At 68.5% G+C, this 18,790-nt stretch carries 12 protein-coding genes; 2 read left to right on the forward strand and 10 right to left on the reverse strand.

Translation table 11 applies throughout. The features are described 5' to 3' along the window. Positions 1-5: 5 nt before the first annotated feature. From OHS70_RS04575 to brxD, 7 genes are all read right to left on the reverse strand, one after another. Positions 6-305 (reverse strand): RNase A-like domain-containing protein, encoded by a 300-nt coding sequence (locus OHS70_RS04575; protein WP_328393909.1) that lies wholly within the window; start codon positions 303-305, stop codon positions 6-8. A 28-nt stretch (positions 306-333) separates the two neighbouring features. Continuing rightward, positions 334-912 carry a hypothetical protein gene (locus tag OHS70_RS04580; RefSeq protein WP_328393911.1) on the reverse strand — a complete coding sequence of 193 codons (579 nt, stop codon included), beginning with the start codon at positions 910-912 and terminating at the stop codon, positions 334-336. 21 nt (positions 913-933) lie between these two features. Next, positions 934-2,643, reverse strand: coding sequence for an RNase A-like domain-containing protein (locus OHS70_RS04585; protein WP_328393913.1), 1,710 nt, complete (start codon positions 2,641-2,643; stop codon positions 934-936). Continuing rightward, positions 2,643-2,948: a WXG100 family type VII secretion target gene (locus tag OHS70_RS04590; RefSeq protein WP_328393915.1), complete on the reverse strand. Its 306-nt coding sequence runs from the start codon at positions 2,946-2,948 to the stop codon at positions 2,643-2,645. The genes OHS70_RS04585 and OHS70_RS04590 overlap by 1 nt, the downstream gene beginning before the upstream one ends. A 14-nt stretch (positions 2,949-2,962) precedes the next feature. After that, on the reverse strand, positions 2,963-3,394 hold the full coding sequence (locus tag OHS70_RS04595; protein ID WP_443062728.1) for a WXG100 family type VII secretion target: 432 nt from the start codon (positions 3,392-3,394) through the stop codon (positions 2,963-2,965). Positions 3,395-3,913: 519 nt separating this feature from the next. Beyond that, positions 3,914-6,088, reverse strand: coding sequence for a DEAD/DEAH box helicase (locus OHS70_RS04600; RefSeq protein ID WP_328393919.1), 2,175 nt, complete (start codon positions 6,086-6,088; stop codon positions 3,914-3,916). After that, positions 6,088-7,437: a BREX system ATP-binding protein BrxD gene (brxD, locus tag OHS70_RS04605; protein WP_328393921.1), complete on the reverse strand. Its 1,350-nt coding sequence runs from the start codon at positions 7,435-7,437 to the stop codon at positions 6,088-6,090. The genes OHS70_RS04600 and brxD overlap by 1 nt, the downstream gene beginning before the upstream one ends. 170 nt (positions 7,438-7,607) lie before the next feature. On the opposite strand from brxD, the gene OHS70_RS04610 reads away from it, so the two are divergent. Both OHS70_RS04610 and OHS70_RS04615 read left to right on the forward strand, forming a co-directional pair. Continuing rightward, positions 7,608-9,425, forward strand: coding sequence for a GmrSD restriction endonuclease domain-containing protein (locus OHS70_RS04610; protein WP_328405405.1), 1,818 nt, complete (start codon positions 7,608-7,610; stop codon positions 9,423-9,425). Next, on the forward strand, positions 9,422-10,468 hold the full coding sequence (locus tag OHS70_RS04615; RefSeq protein ID WP_328393924.1) for a CBS domain-containing protein: 1,047 nt from the start codon (positions 9,422-9,424) through the stop codon (positions 10,466-10,468). The genes OHS70_RS04610 and OHS70_RS04615 overlap by 4 nt, the downstream gene beginning before the upstream one ends. Before the next feature lie 40 nt (positions 10,469-10,508). Here the strand turns inward: OHS70_RS04615 and OHS70_RS04620 are convergent, their stop codons facing one another. The 3 genes from OHS70_RS04620 to pglY form a co-directional block, all read right to left on the reverse strand. Further along, positions 10,509-11,846, reverse strand: coding sequence for a hypothetical protein (locus OHS70_RS04620; protein WP_328393926.1), 1,338 nt, complete (start codon positions 11,844-11,846; stop codon positions 10,509-10,511). Between the two features lie 149 nt (positions 11,847-11,995). Continuing rightward, positions 11,996-14,893: a BREX-2 system phosphatase PglZ gene (gene pglZ, locus OHS70_RS04625; RefSeq protein WP_328393928.1), complete on the reverse strand. Its 2,898-nt coding sequence runs from the start codon at positions 14,891-14,893 to the stop codon at positions 11,996-11,998. Next, positions 14,890-18,762 (reverse strand): BREX-2 system ATPase PglY, encoded by a 3,873-nt coding sequence (gene pglY, locus OHS70_RS04630; protein WP_328393930.1) that lies wholly within the window; start codon positions 18,760-18,762, stop codon positions 14,890-14,892. Before pglY ends, pglZ begins: the two co-directional genes overlap by 4 nt. Between the last annotated feature and the right edge of the window lie 28 nt (positions 18,763-18,790).

Below are 18,790 nucleotides of genomic sequence, written 5' to 3' on the forward strand. Positions count from 1 at the left end.
GGCCTCTACACGTAGATCGGGAACGTGGTGTGCACGACGAACCCGAGCGGACTCGCCGACTCACGCCGGAGCACCACTCGGGCAGCCCGCACGTCCACGGGTCCGCGTCCCGCGAGGGCCATGCCCTGGAGCAGGACGCGGCCGACCGGCTCAGTGCGCGAGGGCCAAGCGGCCTCGATGGTGAGGCGGGGGCGGGTGCCCTGGGCGAGCCAGCGGTGGATCGCCTGCTCGTTGCGGGTGACGACCTCCTGGGCGGCCCACTGGGCGGTTTCCCTGTCGGGATAGGTGGCGGATCGGATGAGCACTGGGTCTTCCCGGTTCGGCTAGGGCGGGTCAGAGGGACTCGAAGGTCCAAAACATGGCGACTTCGGTGTCGTTCACGGCGATCAGACCGGCATCCCAAAGATCCTGGCTGAACTGTGCCATCCCGGTAACCGGCTGCTCGTAGAAGTCGGGCTGTTCGCCCGTCCAGCTGATGTTGGAGTAGAAGCGGGTGCCTTCGGGGAACCGGGCAAGGAGGGCCGCGGCCCGCCCTTCCATCTCGTGCCTGCGCTCCTCGAACCGCCAAGTCTTCGAGACATCCATGCCGACAATGCCGAGCAGGACCAGCAGAGAGAGCACCGAGGACCTCGGGAGCTCCCGGACCATGCCGCGGAAGCTCTCCGCGTCCTCCGGTGTGGCGGGGGGCTGGATCCAGGGGTACAGGGGGTCTGCGGGACGCTCCAAGCCGATCTCGTCGTCGTACGGGTCTCGCGCACGCCAGCCACGCGGGTCCTGGGTTTCGCCGCGGATGAGCGAAGCGACGTCGAACCACCATTCGGACTGCGATCGGGCCGCGACGCCGACGAACGCATAGCGGGCGTCGAACAGCTCGATCGCCTCGGCCCACGCCTCCGCGTTGGGGTGTTCCATGTATTGCTCCATCGGTCTGGATTATTCCGGCGCCGAGGTGAGGACGACGAAAGGCGGGTCGAGGTTTGGGTCGTACTTGAGGCGGGTGGTCACGCCGTGGACATCTTGGACCGGGCCGGCGGTGAAGTCGTCCACTGCCTTGGAGCTTCGCCCGGTCACTGTGGGCCCAGCGAGCGGGCCCTCGTTCGGGACCGATGGCACACTGAAGGGCTTGGTGGGCGGCTGGGGCGGCGGGTTCTTCAGCCAGTCCTGGATCTCCGGGGTCCTCTGCCGGATGCAGTACTGGGTGTACTTCTGGGCCGACTCCAGGTCGGGGAAGGTCGACGTTGCGAGCAGGTTCAGCTTGCCCGACGGCTTGGACTCGTCCCGGTGCCGCTGCAGCAGCTGCTCGTCGGTCTTGCCGACGTGCTTGTCGAGGGTGTGCCCGCCCCCGAGCCCCTCGTTCGTCGCCAGGTCCAGTGAGTACATGTACGGGAAGGGGCTCTCGCCGCCGCGCTGCCAGCTGTGCTCCTTCTTGAACTCGTTGAGCGAGCGCGCGCCGAAGCCCTGGGCCCGGGCGATCTCCGCCTGGTAGGTCGGAGCGCTGAGAATGGCCAGATCCAGCTCCGCGAGGAGGGCGTGGAGTTTGCCGGCCGCCTCATTGAACTCACGGTGGTAGTCCTCGACCACCGCATCCACGCCCTCCTTGTCCATGTGGGACCGGAAGATGAGCACGATTGTGCCGACGACCCCGCCGACCACTCGCTTGGTTATCTCCTTCCAATCGAAGCTCGGCAACAGGTCGTTGGCCGTGGCCTTCGTGGCGTTGATGCCTGCTTGTGTGGTGAACTCTCTGGTCTTCTTCCCGACGTCGGACACGTGTTCCAGGATGTCGGCGACCGCGTCCGCGGTCTTCTTCAGCACGTCGATGATGGGCCGCCGACCGGACGGCGGGAGGTCCTTGGTGGTTCGCCATTCGCGGCCGCCGGTCTGGCTCCGCTGGCCGTCCTCCCCGCGCTGCCGCCCCCAAGCCGTGGTGCCCCAGATGGTCTGGCCGAAGGCCCGCATGGCCGCCTGCCACTCGCCCCTGTCCCTCGGGTTGGTGATCGTGGCGATGGCGTCGTTGAACTCCTCCGAGGACTTCACGGCCTCGGAGCCGATCTTCCGCCACGCCTTGGCCATGTCCCGGACCTCGTCGTCCCTGATGCCCGGAGTGATCTCGTGGACCTTGCCGAGGCGCAGGCCGTGCTCGATGGCCGGCCGGATTACGTCCGCGAGGAAGTCGGGGAAGTCGCCGAGCACGCCGGAGATCCACCACGAGTCGACGTCCTCGCCAGTGCCCGTCCATTTGATGGGATTGACCGGCCCGAAGGGCGGCGTCTTGTTGATGACGACCGGCTCCGGGCGTCCGGTCGGCTGCGGGCCCTTACGGCCGCTCGCCTCCCATTCCGCTAGCACATAGTGGTTGGCGGTGAGTGTCAGTCCGACGGCGGCGCCTCCGATGCTGACCACACCCCGGCCCCAGGCCTCCAGGAACTTGTCGACGACCTGCTGGTACGCCTCGGCGAACTTGTCGGCGGCCCAACCGGTCCCGGCGGACTGGTTGTACTTGTTCAGTATGTCGACCAGGCCGAAGGGCCGCTCGGAGTGATTGAATTGCGCGTCCTTGACCAGGTCCGAGGCGTAGTAGACGTGCACGGGCTGGATGTCGAAGCCCCCGTTCTGCGCGGGGGACGGCGGCGGTCCTGCCATCAGGCGGCCCCCCAGCCGCGCAATACAGCCTGGTGCGCGGAGGCGTAGGTGGAGTGGCCCTTGACCACCATCTCGTGCAGCCAGGCCTGGGCCGCCTCCAGATCCTGGGCAGACAGATCCCATTTGTCGAGCTCGTCGACAAATGCTTGGCGCGCCTCACCATCCCAGGTCAGAACGACCTTCTCTACTCGCGGATAGAGCAGGTCCAGCTTTTCGTTGAGCTTCTTGAGGATGTCCTCGAGATCGGCCGCGAGCCTCCGCAGGGTCGCGAAGTCGACTGCTATGTGGTCGTCATCCGACGGCAAGTGTCCCCCTGATGTCACAAGTCGGCGATGTGGCTCTGCGGCTTCTGCGGGGCCGGCGCCCCGGCGTCGGGGTTCGGCGTGGAGAGTTCATCTGCCTCAGCGGCCACATCGACCGAGCTCTGGATCCGCCTGAAGCGATCCATGATGTCCAACTCCTGCTCGGTGAACCCGTCCCGACTCAGACGCACGGCCTGTTCGAGCGTCTTCATGACCTCACGGAGGCGTACGGCGTCCTCCGCGACCCCCCGGTGGAGAGCCCGATAGACCTTCGCCGCGGGACCGCGCCAGCCGGCCTCGATCACGTCGACGATCTCGTCCATGCGCTTGACCTGTTTGTTCAGGTAGTACTGCATATCGTCGAGGTCATTCGCGAGGACGGTCAATTTGTCACTGGATGCCCGGAGGTTGGATTCATCCACAGACTGCTCCCCTCGTCTCCTGCACATCAACACCGGTGATACACATCGGTATTCAATAGGTGTCTTGACCAACTCTATCGGCACGTTACAGACGGTCAGACGGTGAGGGGGAAGAAGTGGCGCGTCTCTGACCTCCGCCACCGTGCGTCCGTGCCACCCTCGGAGCTCACTGAGTACGCGAACCCCGCTCTCCTCCCACCCGCGGGCCCGCCGCCGCACCGTGACAGCCGCCCGTTTCGAGTGTCCCCAGCGCTCAACAGGCCGAAGCGGTCGCCCCAGGCGCACATGTCCCGATGCCGCGACCTCGAGGAGATCCCACACCCTCTTCCGGACCGCTCATGCTGCTCAACTGGGCATGTACCGAAATCTCTGGCACTTTGAGCATGCATCCGCCCCTCAGTTCGGCGAACGCCCGCGGGCCGGGAACCTGCGGGTGATCACCAACCGCATGAAGATGGAACTCTGACAAAGGGTCTCTGCCCCCGTGGTTATGCAGTACGCGGCGAGTCAACACGCTGGGCTCAGGAATTGCCCGTCAGCAGACGGTCAGCTGGGTATCAGCGCGCCCCCGCCTTCACCGCCTGCACCCCCGTGATGAAAGCGAACAGGTTCCATCAGCGCTGCCCGCGCTCCCTCGAAGTCCGCCAGCCGTGCGGCCACCGTGGCGACGGCAAGTCGCTCCGGGAGCGCTGCCGAGAACTTGAGGCCGCGCACTGCGCGCCGGTCCACGTCGGGGAGCACTAGCGCGTCACCCGCACTCTCGCGGGCCACACGCCAGAGAGCAGGGGTCAGATCCTCACGCAGTCGTACCCAGCTGTCACTCGGTCGCTGCACGGGGTCGGCGATCGACGGAAGGGTGGCGGCGAGGGTGGAGTTGGCCCGATATCCCGCCCATGTCCACCAACGCACGTCATCACCGACCCGTGTGACCAACGTTCCGCCCGGGTGCACGGTGTCCGGTGCTTCGTCCTCGCGTTGCTGAGCCAAGCACGCCTCCGCGCGCCTGGTGAGCGCCACCGGCGGGTTGGCTCCGAGTAGTACGTCACGCATGGCGCGCGTGATTGCGTAGGTCAGGCCGGCGACGCCGCCGTTCATCCACTTGGCGATTCCGCCTCCGTCGGCGGGCTCGACGAAGACGCGCTTGCGCACCCAGTCGATGAATGTGACCTGCCAACTGCGTCCGCCCAGCAGCAGCCGCCTCGGCCCTGGCCGTTCCTCAGTGAGAACGGACGGGTCGGTCCGGCCGATTTCCGTACGCCCGGACAGGACGGTGAACTGGGGCGGCGCCGTGAAGGACGCTGTCAGTTCGATGAAGTGCCGTTTGCCGAAGCGGCGCTCCGCTTCGGGTCCGACGAACATCAGTCCGCCGTCCTCGTCGAGGAAGCCTTCATCGAGCAAGTGGCGCAGAATCGGGGCTGCCGAGCTGTCAAAGGGAGCGAGCCCGTTCCATTGCTCGGCCCACAACCGGTCTCCGAGCTTGTGCTGTTGGAGGGTGACGGCGAGGAGCTGCTGCGCGGCGAGGTGGCGCGGTTCGGGCGGCGCAACAACCGGTTCCACCCAGCCGCGGCCCCACAGGGTGAGCAGTCCGGCCGCCTGGAGCAAGGTTTCCTTACGTGTGGTGAGGAAGAGGCAGTTGCGGATGGTGTCTGCCCGGCGGCCTGTACGTCCGATGCGTTGCAGGAACGAGGCGACGGTGGCAGGCGAGTCGATCTGGACGACCCGGTCCAAGTCGCCGACGTCGATGCCGAGTTCCAGGGTGGACGTGGAGACGATGACGCAGTCGCGTGCCTCGGCGAACGCCTGCTCCGAGCGGGTCCGCTCATCAATGGAGAGAGAGGCGTGGGACAGGAACACGGTCACTTCGCGAGCTCGCAGCGCGGCGCCGAGCTCTTCGACCTGTCGGCGGGACTCGCAGAAGACAAGCCGCTTCTCGCCGCGGTGGAGTGCGGCGACGAGTTTGGCCGCGTTCTCCAGCGACCCGACGTAGTCCAGCTCGACCTCGCCTGCAGGGCGGGACTTGGCCGCCGAAGCTGCCAAGTCAAGGCCAGGAGCAATGACCCGGCCCGGACGCTTCCCCTGGCCTGCGCCTTGGAGCCAGCCGAGCAGATACTGCGGATTTCCCACCGTCGCCGACAGTCCGATCCGTTGGATGGGCCTGCCGGTGACCCGCTCCAGTCGTTCCAGTACAGCGAGCAGATGCCAGCCCCGGTCGTCGCCTGCGAATGCGTGCACCTCATCGACGACGACGGCTCGCACACTGCCCAGCAGGTGCGCATGGTCGGTCTTGACGCCGATGAGCATGGCTTCGAGAGATTCCGGCGTAGTGAGCAGGATGTCCGGCCGCTCGGTACGGATGCGCTGCCGTTGGGACTGCTTGGTGTCGCCGTGCCAGAGGGCGGCCCGCCGGCCCAGCCACTGCGCGTAGGAGTCGACGCGTATGACGAGGTTGTTGAGGAGCGCCTTGAGCGGGCACAGGTAGAGCACCGAAGTGCCGGTCCACTTGTGTTGTGCCATGGCCGACAGCACCGGGAAGCAGGCGGCCTCGGTCTTGCCGCCGGCCGTTGGGGCGAGCAGCACGGCGTCGTCGCCGTCCATGACGGGCGCGATCGCTTCTCGTTGCAGCGGCCGCAGGTCGGGCCAGCCTAGGCTGTTGACGATGTGGTGCAGCAGGACGGGGTCGAGTCTGTCGAGTACGTCCGGTGCGCTTGCGTCCGCTGTCATCAGACATCCAGCTCGATGTCATCGGCGGACGCGGAGGGGCCTGATACTGCGGCTGCGAGGTTCCGTTCCACATCGGTGAGTTCGCTGCTGGCCACCGTCAGCTTGTAGTGCTGTCGTGGGTCGAAGTCCTCGAACTGGTCCACTCGGTCGAGCACATCACCGACGAGCTTCTTGAGGAACAGCCTGGGCGCGACGCCGACCTTGCCGCCGAGCGCCCCGCCGACTGCTGTCGCCAGGTCGGCGACGTAAACATCATCCACGAGGGCTCCGATCCGCTCGGGTGCCTCGGCCCCCGCCGCGTAGAGGTCACGGATGGTGCTTCCGAGCCCGACGAGCGACTCTTGCGTGAATCCGGGAAGCCGGACCTGCACAGCGCGTGGATTGTCGAATCGCGGGTCGGTGGTGAAGTCGGTGGCGAGGCGCTGAGACAGTGGCGCCAGCCGCTGCACGCCCTGCTGTCCGTCGTAGAAGGCGGGCGTGCCGGTGATCACGAGGTACAGGCCGGGGAATCGCCCGGAATGCACCTCGTCGATGAGCTGCCGCAGTGCGTTGAGCGCCTTGTCCCGTGCGTCGGAGCGGACCCGCTGCAGCGTCTCCACCTCGTCGAGTACGACGAAGAGCCCGTTGTGCCCGGAGTCCCGGAGCACGGTGAGGAGGCCTTGCAGGAACCCGAGCGCCCCGAAGTGGTCGAGGTCGCCGCGTACTCCGGCCGCCCGGCGGGCGGACGCGGCGACGTGCGGCTGTCCACCGAGCCATGCCAGCACGGCCGCGGCGGTCGCCTCGTCCCCGTCGGCGAGGGCTGTCCGGTAGCCACGCAGTGCGGCGGCGAACGAGGGCGCGTGCCGGGAAACCTCGGACAGCCGGGCCACGAGCAGCTTCTCGACCTCCTGGGGCAGCTCGTCCTCGGTGGCACCGCCGGCGAGGGCATCTTCCTCGAGGGCGTAGAACCAGGCGTCGATGACCGGCCGCAGGGCGCTGGGTGGGAAGCTGGACGTGGTCAGGCGCTCTGTCAGCCGCCGGTAGACGGTCTCCAGCCTGTGCAGCGGCGTCTCGTTCTCGGAGATCTGGATCTCGGCCACCGCGAAGTTGCGCCGCTTGGCCCGCTCACCCAGCCACCGGGTGAAGAAGGTCTTGCCGGAGCCGTACTCACCGCGCACCGCCTTGAACATCGACGAGCCGGATTCGACCGCTGCCAGCTCCGCGTCGAGCGCCGCCTCGAAGCGGTCGAGGCCGGTGGCGAGCAGGTCGAGCCCGCTCTCAGGGACGGCTCCGCGCCGCAGGGCGTCGATGACCGAGCGGCGGCGGGCCGCGCTCACCTGGACAGGGCGTTGAGGTCCGGTGGTGCTCACGGCACCAGTCTTCCACTGACCGGAGCACTCCCGTACGGACGGGGACCAGCCGGCGATCGGAGCAGGATCCCGACCATCCGGCCACCCTACTTCCGCGAATCGGTTGACGGTGACCCAGGACATTGCTGGAATCACTCTCTGTACAGGTAGCAGGGGTGGAAGAGGTCCAGGTGGCAGCGCTCGACAACGTGAAACTCAAGGACGTGCTGGTGGAGGTCTCCTCCGGGGTGCTCCAACTGCCGGACTTCCAGCGGGACTGGAAGTGGGACGACGACCGTATCCGGGCGATCATCGCCACGGTCACGCTCGACTATCCGCTCGGCGTCGTCATGACGCTGCAGACGGGCGGCGCGACCCGCTTCCGCTCACGAACCCTCACCGGGGCGCGGCCCGAGGGCGATCCCAAGCCCGAGCTCCTGTTGCTGGACGGGCAGCAGCGGCTCACCTCACTTTTCCAGGCCTTATGCCTCGATGTCCCGGTGGAGACCTCGGACGCCCGGGGCAAGCCCATCCAGCGCTGGTACTACATCGACATCGCCAAGGCGGTCGGTCCGCCGTCGGAGCGCGACGAGGCGATCGTGTCGGTGCCCGCGGACAAGGTGCTCCGCACCGACTTCAACCGCACGGTGGTGCTCGACCTGCGCAGGGTCGAGGACGAGTGCGCGGCGGGGCTCTTCCCTCTCCACTTCGTCTTCGACGCCCAGCGGGTGAACACCTGGAAGAAGGCGTACATCAAGGCCAACGAGGACAGGAACTGGGACCTGTGGGGCCAGTTCGACGACCTGGTCCTCCAGCAGGTCCGCACCTTCCAGGTGCCGATGATCCGGCTGGCCGCCTCCACTTCCATGGACGCCGTATGCGCCGTGTTCGAACGGGTCAACACGGGCGGTGTGCCCCTCAACGTCTTCGAGCTGCTCACCGCCACCTACGCCGGCGACCAGGAGTATGTGGACCGCACCGGCGACTACTACCAGCTACCGGGGGTGTGGCGCGAGATCAAGCATGCTCTCGCGACCAAGTACCCGGTGTTCGGGCGTCTGGAGAGTGGCCTCGAGAACGGCCTCAGCAGCAGCGACTTCCTCCAGGCCATCGCGCTGGTCCGCACTTGGGAGCGGAAGCAGACGGGCATCGGCACCGCCGTGTCGTGCAAGCGGCGGGACCTGCTGGACCTCCCCCTGGCCGACTTCGTGCGCCTGGCCCCCCAGGTCGCCGACGCCTTCGCCTGGGTGGGCGACTTCCTGGAGCGGCAGTGCATCGTCCGCTCCAACGATCTGCCCTACAAGACGCAGCTCGTGCCGCTGGCCGCCGTCCGCGCCATCCTGCGCGAGGAGACGGAACGTCTGGCGGCTGAGCAGATGATCGAGCAGTGGTACTGGTGCGGGGTGCTCGGGGAGATGTACGGGGGCTCCACAGAGACACGCTTCACCCGTGACGTCGAGCAGCTCGTGCCCTGGATCCGACGGGAGGACCGCGCGCCCGACACCGTCGTGGACGCGTTCTTCTTCGCCGACCGACTCGACAACCTCACCACGCGAAACAGCGCCGCTTACAAGGGGATCTACGCCCTGCTGATCAAACAGGGCGCGGTGGACTGGCACTTCACTGGCGCTCCACTCAGCCCGGGGAGGCTGGACGAGTACAGCGTGAACATCCGGCAGATCTTCCCCAAGGCATGGTTCCGGCGGAGCAACAGCCAGGGCCTGCCGGAGAACTCGATCGTGAACAAGACTCCACTGTCCTACCGCGCCTCGATGGACATGAACGGAGCACCGGCCACCTACCTGCCAACGCTGATCACTGCCTCCGACATGCGCCCCGAGTGGTTCGACGATGTGCTCGCCACCCACCTGATCGACCCGGAGGCCCTGCGCGACAACGACTACGAGCGCTTCTACCACGACCGCTCCAAGCAGTTGCAGGACCTGGTGCACGTCGCCATGGGCAAGCGGACCATGCTCCGTGACCTCCCGGAGGGCGACGCCCGATGACTACCAGGCCGAGCGAAACGGACATCACCTCGCTCAAGGGCAGGACCGTGCCCGTGCAGGACATCCTCGACCTGTTCCAGGTCAGGGTCCGCGACCACCGGTCGGTGCACCTGATCTCGCAGGCGCTGACGGACGCCGGACTGACGACGCTGCCGGACTTCGCCGTCTGCGGCCCGCGCCGCAGCGTCGACGTGGTGCCGATCGCCGCTGTCCCCGCCCAGGCCACGCCGCCGAACGAGACGGTGGACGAAGACGAGGAGGCGCTGCCCTCCCATGCCCTCCCGCAGCGTCTGCTTCTCGGCGACATCCCGTCGGCCCGGCGCGGTGCGGTGTGCGTCGGCCCCGGTACGCCCCTGGCGCAGGCCACGTTCCTGATGCGCACCGAAGGCGTCCCGCAGATTCCGGTGACCACCGGCATGGCACAGATCCACGGGGTGGTCACCTGGCGATCCGTGGCCAGGATGTACGAGGCGGGCAAACCGCCGACGCTGGACAACGCGATGGAGAAGGACTCGCTGCCGCTCGCCGACGCACGCCAGGAGTTCTTCGCCGCGCTGCCCGTCATTCGCGAGCACGGCTATCTGCTGGTACGCGGCAACGACGGCTGCTTGTCAGGCATCGTCACCGCCGCGGACGTCACGGAGCGCTTCGAGGGCTCGGCACGGCCCTTCTTCATCGTCGGAGAGATCGAGTCCCTGCTGCGCCGCTGCCTGGGGGCGGCGCTGGACCAGGAGGCCGTGAAGGCGGTCCAGACGAACAAGAAGGCCGAGCACCGCACCGGTCAGGTGTCTGACCTGATGTTCGGCGACTACCTGAAACTTCTGGACGGTGACCAGACGAAGCAGTCGATGGCCGAGCGCGCGGACGTCAATTGGACGGCCTTGAACTGGCAGAGCATGCCCCGGGAGCAGTTCATCGGCAGGCTGAAGCGGGTGAAGGACATCCGCAACCGCATCGCCCACTTCGACGAGAAGCCGCTCCCGAAGCAGATGATCGACGAGCTGACGACCTTCGCGAAGGTACTGCGGGAGTTCGTGTCCTGAACTGCCCCGGGCCTGCCGCCTGCAGCCGCTGCTCGCCCTCTCATCCTGAGTTGTAGCCCCACCGAGCCTTGCCGTCCTTACCCATGAAGCACTTCGCGGGCCGCCCGTCGAACGTTGTCGCGATGGCGCCCACCGGGGAACAGAACTGCCCGAACTGGAGACCAGACTGCCCACCGGTGCTGCCACCCGAGGTGCTGGAGGAGCCGCCGGTGGTCGATCCTCCGCCGGTGGATCCTCCGTTGGTGGACGAGCCCCCACCGTTACTGCCCGCACTGGTGCTGCCACCCGAGGTGGTTCCGTAGGAGGGCTGGGGACGCGGTTTCGGCTTGGGCTTGGGCTTCGGACTGGGTTGAGTGCAGGGATCACCGGGACTGATCAGCCACAGATCCACCTGCGTGCTGACCGAGACCTCGATGTCAGGTTCCGGTTGCTGCCGGCACACCGGCCAGTCAGACAGGTCACGCGACCCCTCGTTCAGACGCTTGCCGGTATGCGCGTGGAAGAGGAAGGTGCGATCAAGACCGAGGTCGCCGAGGGTGGTCGAGGCCTCCTCGTACCGGTTCCCGACGAGTTCCGGCATCACGACCCTGCGGGCACCGTGAAGCCGCAGCGGACACTCCTCCCGCTCGGGAACCGCGTACAGCGTCAGCGCCGTGACGGACGGGCGGACCGTCTCGTCGTGGGAAGGACTCTGAAAGCAGACCCGCCAACCTGGCTCGGTCGTCTTCACCGGCCGGTGGGCGGAGGAAGCGTCGGCTGCCGATACCCTCAGCCAGGCAGGGGCGCCGGCCTCCGCGATTGCTGTGGAGAGCGGAGTCCCGCTGAAATCGGCGACGCCCACGGCGCGGTCCGTACGAACCTGCGCCGCGTCCTCCTCCCCTCCGGAGCCCGTCCCCAGGCCGGTGAAGAACAGCACGGCCGCGCCCGTGGAGATCAGGACAGGGTGTCGGCGCACCCAGGTGAAGAGCCGCTTCCCCCGGCCGGGGCGCAACGGGGATTCGGGAGGAAGGAGTTCCCCCCTGGCCTGGAGGAGCTCGCCCTTGGGGTCGAGTTTCGAGCCGTGCAGCTTGTGCGGCCGCCCCTCGACGAGGATCTCGACGGAGTCGAACATGCCATAGGTGCGACGGAGGATCCGGAAGGGCTTGGGCACGCGGGTCGCCTTGGGCGACCCGAAGTGCCGGAGCAGGATGAGGCCGTTCCTCGTGAGGACGGCATCGCCCCAACCGTTGTGGTAGAGGGCTCGGACGGTCTCGCCGGGTCCGAGCACCTCCAGCAGGACCTTGGCCTCGTCGTTGGTGAGGGAGATCCTCTCGCCGGCAGCGGCCGTGGCGGTACGGGGGTCGGTTCGCAGTTGGCGCTGCGCGGCACTCTCGGACATGCGGGGATATTAGCGACTGATACGCAAAAGGCGGCCCCCGGTGTCACTTCGTCACCGACCTGTGCCCTGCTCTCCATCCCGCCCCGGCTCATGCTGGTCGGGACGCCTCCGTGCCCGCCTCTGGAAGCGCGGAGGCACCCCGGAGCGGGTCAGCCGCCCACGAGGGCGAACTGCTCCCGCAGCAGGGCCACATGGAGCCGCAACGTGCGCCCGTCGGGCAGGGTCTCCAGGACCTGTACGCCGTCATAGTTGAGGAGTTGGCGCAGGACAGCGGCGAAGCCGTCGCCACGGGTCGGCGGAAGGCCGATGCGCTGAGCCAGGGCGGTGGCCGGGAGGGTGCCGCCTGCCTCCAGCAGGGCTGCCAGTGCCTTCTTGACCTGTTCCTGCGGCGGTTTGCGGGCGAGAAGGCCGGTCTGGGCCTGGTAGGTGTCCGATGCGAGAAGCCCGGTGACGAGGGTTTCGTCCGGGGAGACGAGCTGGGGCTCGACGATGGTGTCGTCGCCGCCCGGGGCCAGGGTGACGTCGAAGAGCGAATCGTGGGTCCGCGCGATCTCGGCCTGGCTCTTCTTCGGCTTCACGGAGGTCTTCTTCGCCACGGAAGCCGGAGGCTGCACCGGCTGAGGGCGGGCCGGTGCCGACGGCGCGAGCGTCCACCACTCGGGGCGCTGGTCCCCCAGTTCGCGCCAGCCCTTGGGGGCAACCGCGTTGAACGGAAGGAACGCCAGCACCGGGATGGTGAACTCGGCGAGCGATGCACCACCGTGGTAGCCGGCCTTGAGCGCGGTGTAGCGGGAGTCGGCGTCCCACAGGGCGACGATCGACGCACCCGGCTCGGGCCAGACCACGCGGGGGCCGGACAGAGCGACTTCCCGTTCGGCCATGAGGCCGTCGGGCAGGCGGTGGCGTGCGGACCCCGGGTCGGTGGCATCGGCCTTGACGCCGTGACGGTCGACGACGTGGCCGTGGTCGCTGGTGATGATCACGGCCATGCCCTGGGTCGCCGCGACGCGCATGAGGTCGCGGAGCATTCCGATGTCGTCGACGTGCCATGCGCCGTTGCCGAGCTTCTGCTCCTTGGCGAGTTTGTCGTCGATGGTGTTGAGGACGACAGCCACGTGGGTCCTGCCGTCGTCCAAAGCCGCGGTGAGCGCCGGTCCGAAGGTGTCGCCCGCGCTCTCGGTACGCAGGTCGTCCTTGTGGAACACGGCGGCAGGGGCGCCTCCCCACCATTTGTGCGCAGGGAACAGCCGAGTCTCGTCGGCCTGCGTCCCCTTCATCAGGGTGCCCGCGAACAGGGACGTGCGAGACACGGCCGTGAGGGTGGGCAGCGCAGCCGCCATCGCGCGCCGGTGCGGGGCACCGTCCGGCATCGGATCGAACTCGGCCCAGGAGCGGCGCAGTTCCTCGCCGAGTTCGGTCGCGATGGCGGCACTCATACCGTCCAGCACGAGCAGCATCACGCGGCGCCCGGGATCGTGCTGGACGACGGGCTTCACGATCCGGTCGAGGAAGTTCTCGACGGTCAGCATCGAGCCGGACTGGGTCCCCGACTCGGTCCACAGCGCGAGGGTGCGGGCGAAGGCGCGGTCGATGTCGCGCCGGCGGTCACGCACCCGGGTGCCGAGCGTGTCGTACGCGGACTTCAGGACGGGGTCGGGGTCGCCACCCGCCTCGATGTGTTCGAGGGCCTGGTCGACCCAGCCGGTCTCGGAGAGGTGGCGCCTTATGCCCGCGGAGACGTTGTCCGACTCGGTGGCCGGGGCGGCTGCCAGCCAGCGTGCGAGCCGCTGACCCATGCGGGCCCGCTCGACGCGGGCGTGCTCGTCCGGGTCGGAGGCGCGCAGATGACCTTCGAGGCTGCGGATGGCGTCGGCCGCGGCCTGGGGGTGCCCTGTGGCCAGGGCGCGTCCCACGGCGGTGAAGCGGGCTTCGAGTCCGCCGGCCATGACGGGGCTCGCCTCGACGGCGGACTCCGCGCCGAACTGGCGGGCCAGCGAGGACGCCCTGTCGAGCACGGTCGTGGTGAGCCGGCGTGCCTCACGCGCCGCGTCGGTATCGGTGCCGCCGCGGCGTGACGCGGTGGCGAGGAGCGCGCCGGTGTACTCCTCGGCGGTGCGGGCGAAGACGGACACCAGTGCGTCCAGCTCGTCCCCCTGCGCGGGTGGCTGCTCACCGAGGTACCGCTCGGCCCGGCCTCTGCTCTGGTAGGTGGCGGCGTCGGGTTCGGCGTGCAGCCACAGTGCGGCGCACACGAGGCCGAAGGCCACGGCGTCGGTGCCGTGTTCGGCGTGGACAAGTGCCAGCAGAGCCCGGCCCGCGAGGCCCGCCTGGTCCTCCTCACCGAGGAACTCGGTCATGCCTGCGCGTTCGGGCCCACGCAGGTCCAGGAGGCGTTCCGGTCCGCCAGGGCTGAGCGACCAGTGCAGCAGGGTGTGCGCGTCGAGTCGGTCGTCGCCGGGGCGGCGGGAGCCGCCGTCGGTGTCGTACCGGCCGATGCGCAGGCGCCGCAGGGCGAGCGAGGTGAGTGCGTGCTGGCGGGTCAGCCAGCCGCCGGGGACTTCGGGCCAGCCGCCGGGCGGTGTGGCGTCGAGCAGGGCCTCGGCCGCCCAGCTGATGTTCCGCAGCCTGCCGTCGATCGTGTCCGCGCCGAACGCCTCGCGCACCACGTCCCAGCTGTCGACGGTGTCTATGCGCCACTTGTGGACGCGGGCGAGGATGGCCGGGTCGAGTTCGTGCTGCTCGCGGTCGGTGAGCACCACGAGCACCGCCGGGCCGGTGGCTTTCTCGGCGAGGTGGTCGAGCACCAGCTCATGCACGGCGAGCGGGGACGGCGCGACCGCCACACGCGCGGTCAGGCCCTCGCCCCACGCGGGCTCGGCGGACCCGTCCCACTGCGGGGTGGACCGCAGCAGCACGGCGCGCCGCTTGCCGCCGCTCCCGGTGGTGAGGGAGGCGGCGAGGGACGCCTGGGACGACAGATACTGGGTGACGGTCGCGGTGTTCAACCGGACCGCGCCCGGTACGGCGGCGGCAGTGGTAGTGCTCATCGGTCGACGACCCGCCAGATGATCTCAATCGTGGCGTCGGGTTCGCGCGACGCCAACTCGGCCAGCTCTGCCTGGAGTTCGGCCACCGCTCGGACTGCCGTCGTCCGGCCGCCGCCCGAGCGCCGCACGGTGCCCGAGCCGCTGGTCGTGGACGGCTGTGGGGTGAAGGGGATCCGGGGGTCGCTCGTCTTCGTCTCAAGGGAGACGTCATCCCCCGCGGGCACCGGCGGCGCAGGAGCCGGCGGGGTGGCAGCCGCCCGATTCCGTTTCACGAGCGCCACGATTTCTCGTTGCGTACGGGTCAGGGCGTCGCGCAGGTCGCCGGTGCGCTGGTCTCCACGTGCCACGTTCCGGAGGGATTCGAGCAGCGCGGCACCCTCGGGGCCTTCGCCGGAGGCGAGTTCGAGCGTGTGCCAGGGGGCGGCCGCGAGCGCTTCCGCGACGGCACGGGCCTGCTTGATGGACGTGCCGTACCGGTCGGCGCTGACGGCTCCCAGGTCGAAGGAGGCGAGAGTCTCCACGGTCTTCTTAGCCCCGGCTGCGCCCTGACCGGCCGCTGATGTGAGGGCCTTGAGGAGTTCGAGCGAGCGCCTGGCGAGCGCGAGCCGACCGGTGTCGTCGGTCTCGTCGAGGCCAAGGAAGCCGGCGTGGTCTTCCAGCTGCCGTACGAGGTCGGCGGCGTGCTCCTGGTGAGCGCGGGCGGACTCGATGATCTGGCGGGCGAACTGGTTGACCATGCGTCCGCGTCGCAGTGTGGGCGCCTTCTGCCCGAAGACCGTTTCGTACCGCTGCCGGGCCGCCTCCCAGTCGCTCTCGCTCGGCAGGGGCTGGCTGCGCAGGGCGTCGTGGTCCTTGATCTGCGTCAGCTCGGGCGCGGGGTCGAGGACGGTGCCGCCGCGTACCCACACCCGGTCGTCCATCTCCGCGAAGGAGGCGACGACGAGCCGGGCGAGGAAGTCGGGCAGGCCGCGCGGTTCGGGCTTGTCGGTCCAGTCGGTGAGGGTGATCAGGCTGAGGTCACCGGTGACGCCCTGCGCGCTGGCGAGCTGGCGGAAGTGGTCGGCCCAGTAGCGGGACAGCTCGAAGTACGCCTCCTTCTGCTGCCCGAGCCGGAGCGGTCCGGCGACCCGCTGCATCAGCTTGCGGTCGGCGGCGGGGACCTCGATGCGCCCGTCGCGGGCTTCGGCCGCGGCCCGTACGTGCGTGAACACCTTCCGCGCGTCGGCGGGCTTGACCGCGGTCTCGGTCCCGTCGGGGTCGAGGTTCGGATGGGCCGGGTACTGGTGGGCGAGCAGCTTGCCTGCGACGTGCCGGCCGCTGTCATGGAGCGACTGCCCGAAGGAGAGGGTGAGGTCGTCGACGTCGGGCAGGGCCACCAGGTGGTCGTCGAAGTTGAGTGCCACGTCGGCGGCCTGCTTCTGCGCAAGGCCGTACGCCTGCTTGAAGGCGCCCTTGACCTGCTTGAGCAGAGCTTCGCGCTGGGTCTCCAGGAGCCCCTTGGCCCGGCTGCGGTTGTCGGCGTTGAGATGGCCTGCGTACTGGGTGTCGAAGCGCTGCTCGTCGGACAGGGCCTTATCGATGACGACGAGGCGCCGGAAGTCGGAGAGGCGCTGGGCCGAGAGGTGTGCGGGCAGCCAGGCGACGGTACGGGACCGCTCGCCCTGCTGACGTTCGCGCAGTCGCCGCATCCGGTCGGCGTCCTCGACGGGCCCGTACTCGGTCTCGTCGAAGGGCAGGTCGACGGCGATGCGCCAGCGGCCGTCCTCCTGAGGCATCAGGTCGTGGTCGGGCAGCTCGTCCTCGTCGGCGACGTTCCCGAAGACGATCTCGGCGGTGCGGGTGGTGCCGCGCCACACGAAGGTCAGTTCGTCGCTGAACTGGCCGTGTTCGACGCCTAGTTCCTCCGACAGCAGCCGCTTGGCGAGGGCGAGGCGGTTGCCGGGGTTGTCGTTGACCTGGGCGTTGGCGATGACGGAGTCCACGTCGACGCCGGAGAGTTCCAGCCGTACGCCCGGGTTGGCGTCGGTGCCGGTCTCCTTGATCTCGGGGAAACGGGCCGCCCACTCGGCAACCTTGTTCTTGATGATGCCGACCTCGCTGCCCGGGATGGGCGCCATCACGGACCCGTGATTGAGCGCGCCGAGCCGGCGGATGGTCAGGTCGGCGAGTGCGGGCACGCTGGGCGCGAGCGCGGACAGCAGGAGGGTGCAGACGAGCCGGTTGTCGCCAACGAACAGACGGCAGCGGTTGGCCAGTTGCGGGTCGGCGAGGGTGTCGGGCCGGTGGAGGAACTGCTCGACGTCGTCCTCGGTGACGTCGTACGAGGTGAGCAGGTACGGCCGGAGCTTGGTCTTGTACAGCTTGTCGGCGGCCTCGAAGACGACCTTCAGGCTGTCGGTGAACGGCTTGTCGCCACCCTGCGCGATGACGGGGTACAGGTCGCCGACGGGGACGAGCTGCCCGAGCCGGAGGTCGTCGCGGTGGTCGGCGAGGAGCTGGCCCATCAGCTTCAGACCGGTACGGGAGCGCTGCAGCGCGGACGAGATGTGGACGAGGGTGTCCATGAAGGCCGGTGAGAAGGGGTACGTCAGCCGGAACGACTCGGCGTCCGCGCCGGTCGTGCCCTTGTCGGAGCCGAGCAGGGTGTCCCAGACCTGGGTGCCGACCTTCTTGGTCTGCTCAAAGGCTGCGTCGACGAGGTGGGCGGACTCGGGGTTCGGCTTGAGGAGTCGGGCGTGCGCGATCTGCGGGAGGTTACGGTCCTCGAGGGTGATCTTGTCGAAGCGGCCGGAGGCCAGATTGAGAGTGTCCTGGATGGACGACTCGGCCGCGCCGGACACCTCCTCGCCGACGAGTTCGCGAAGGTCGCGCTGGCGGGCGATGAAGGACACGATGGGGATGGCCCGGCGCGCGTCGCCGCCCTCAACAAAGTTCGTGATCTTGCTGGCTTCGCGGGCGACGAACTTCTGGTCGTGGATGAGCGTGGCGAGCCAAAGGATCAGCTCGTCCATGAAAAGGATCAGCCCGTCGTAGCCGAGCGACTTGGCGTGCTCGGCGATGACGGACAGGCCGGCGTCGAGGGAGATGAAGCCGTGTTCATCCTCGGCGGCGTTCTTGGCAAAACCGGGGAGAAGCTTGGTGCTGGCGTCGCTGACCAGCTTGGCGCGCAGCTCGGCGGGCGTGGTCGGGTGGACGAGGTCGAGCCGCGAGTCGGCGTCGTGGTTCTCCTCGGCGTCGAGCGCGGTGTCGAGCAGCTGCGTGTTCCAGGCGAAGCCCTCGCCCCACTCGTCCTCGTCGTCACCGTCATCGGTGGTTCCAAGGCCGCGGATGACTCCTTCGTCGCCGATGTTGGCGCGCATCGCGCGGATGTCGGCGAAGAGGGAGTCGGTCCGGTACACCTGCGGGGTGGGCGCGTCCGGGCGCAGGTTCTTGACGTGCTTCACGTATCCGCCGAGCACGCGCTGCTCCAGGGCCTTGGCCCCGAGCATGTGGTACGGCACGAGCAGGAACTTCTTCCCGTCCGCGCCGAGCCACTCGTGCTTGGTCAGTACGGGGTCGAACTCACCGCGCGCACGGGCGGTCGAGTTGCCGCTGAGCAGCGCGTACAGCACGGCCATGAAGTGCGACTTACCGGAACCGAACGAGCCATGAAGGTAGGCCGCCTTGGAGGTGTGGCCGTCCAGCGCGGACTTGATGAGGCCGAGGGCCTCGTCGAAGTTCTCCAGCAGCCGCTCCGTGACCACGTAGTCCTTGAGAGCGTGGTCGGCCCCTGCAGGGGTCGTCGCCTCGGCGAGGGACAACACGAAGTCTGAGGTGGAGATGGACTCCTTGATGTCGATGACATCGCGGAGGAGCGGCTGCTGGGCCATTTTCGGTCTCGCTCTCCTTGCGGGCGGC

The organism is Streptomyces sp. NBC_00390, assembly GCF_036057275.1.
Taxonomy (GTDB): domain Bacteria; phylum Actinomycetota; class Actinomycetes; order Streptomycetales; family Streptomycetaceae; genus Streptomyces.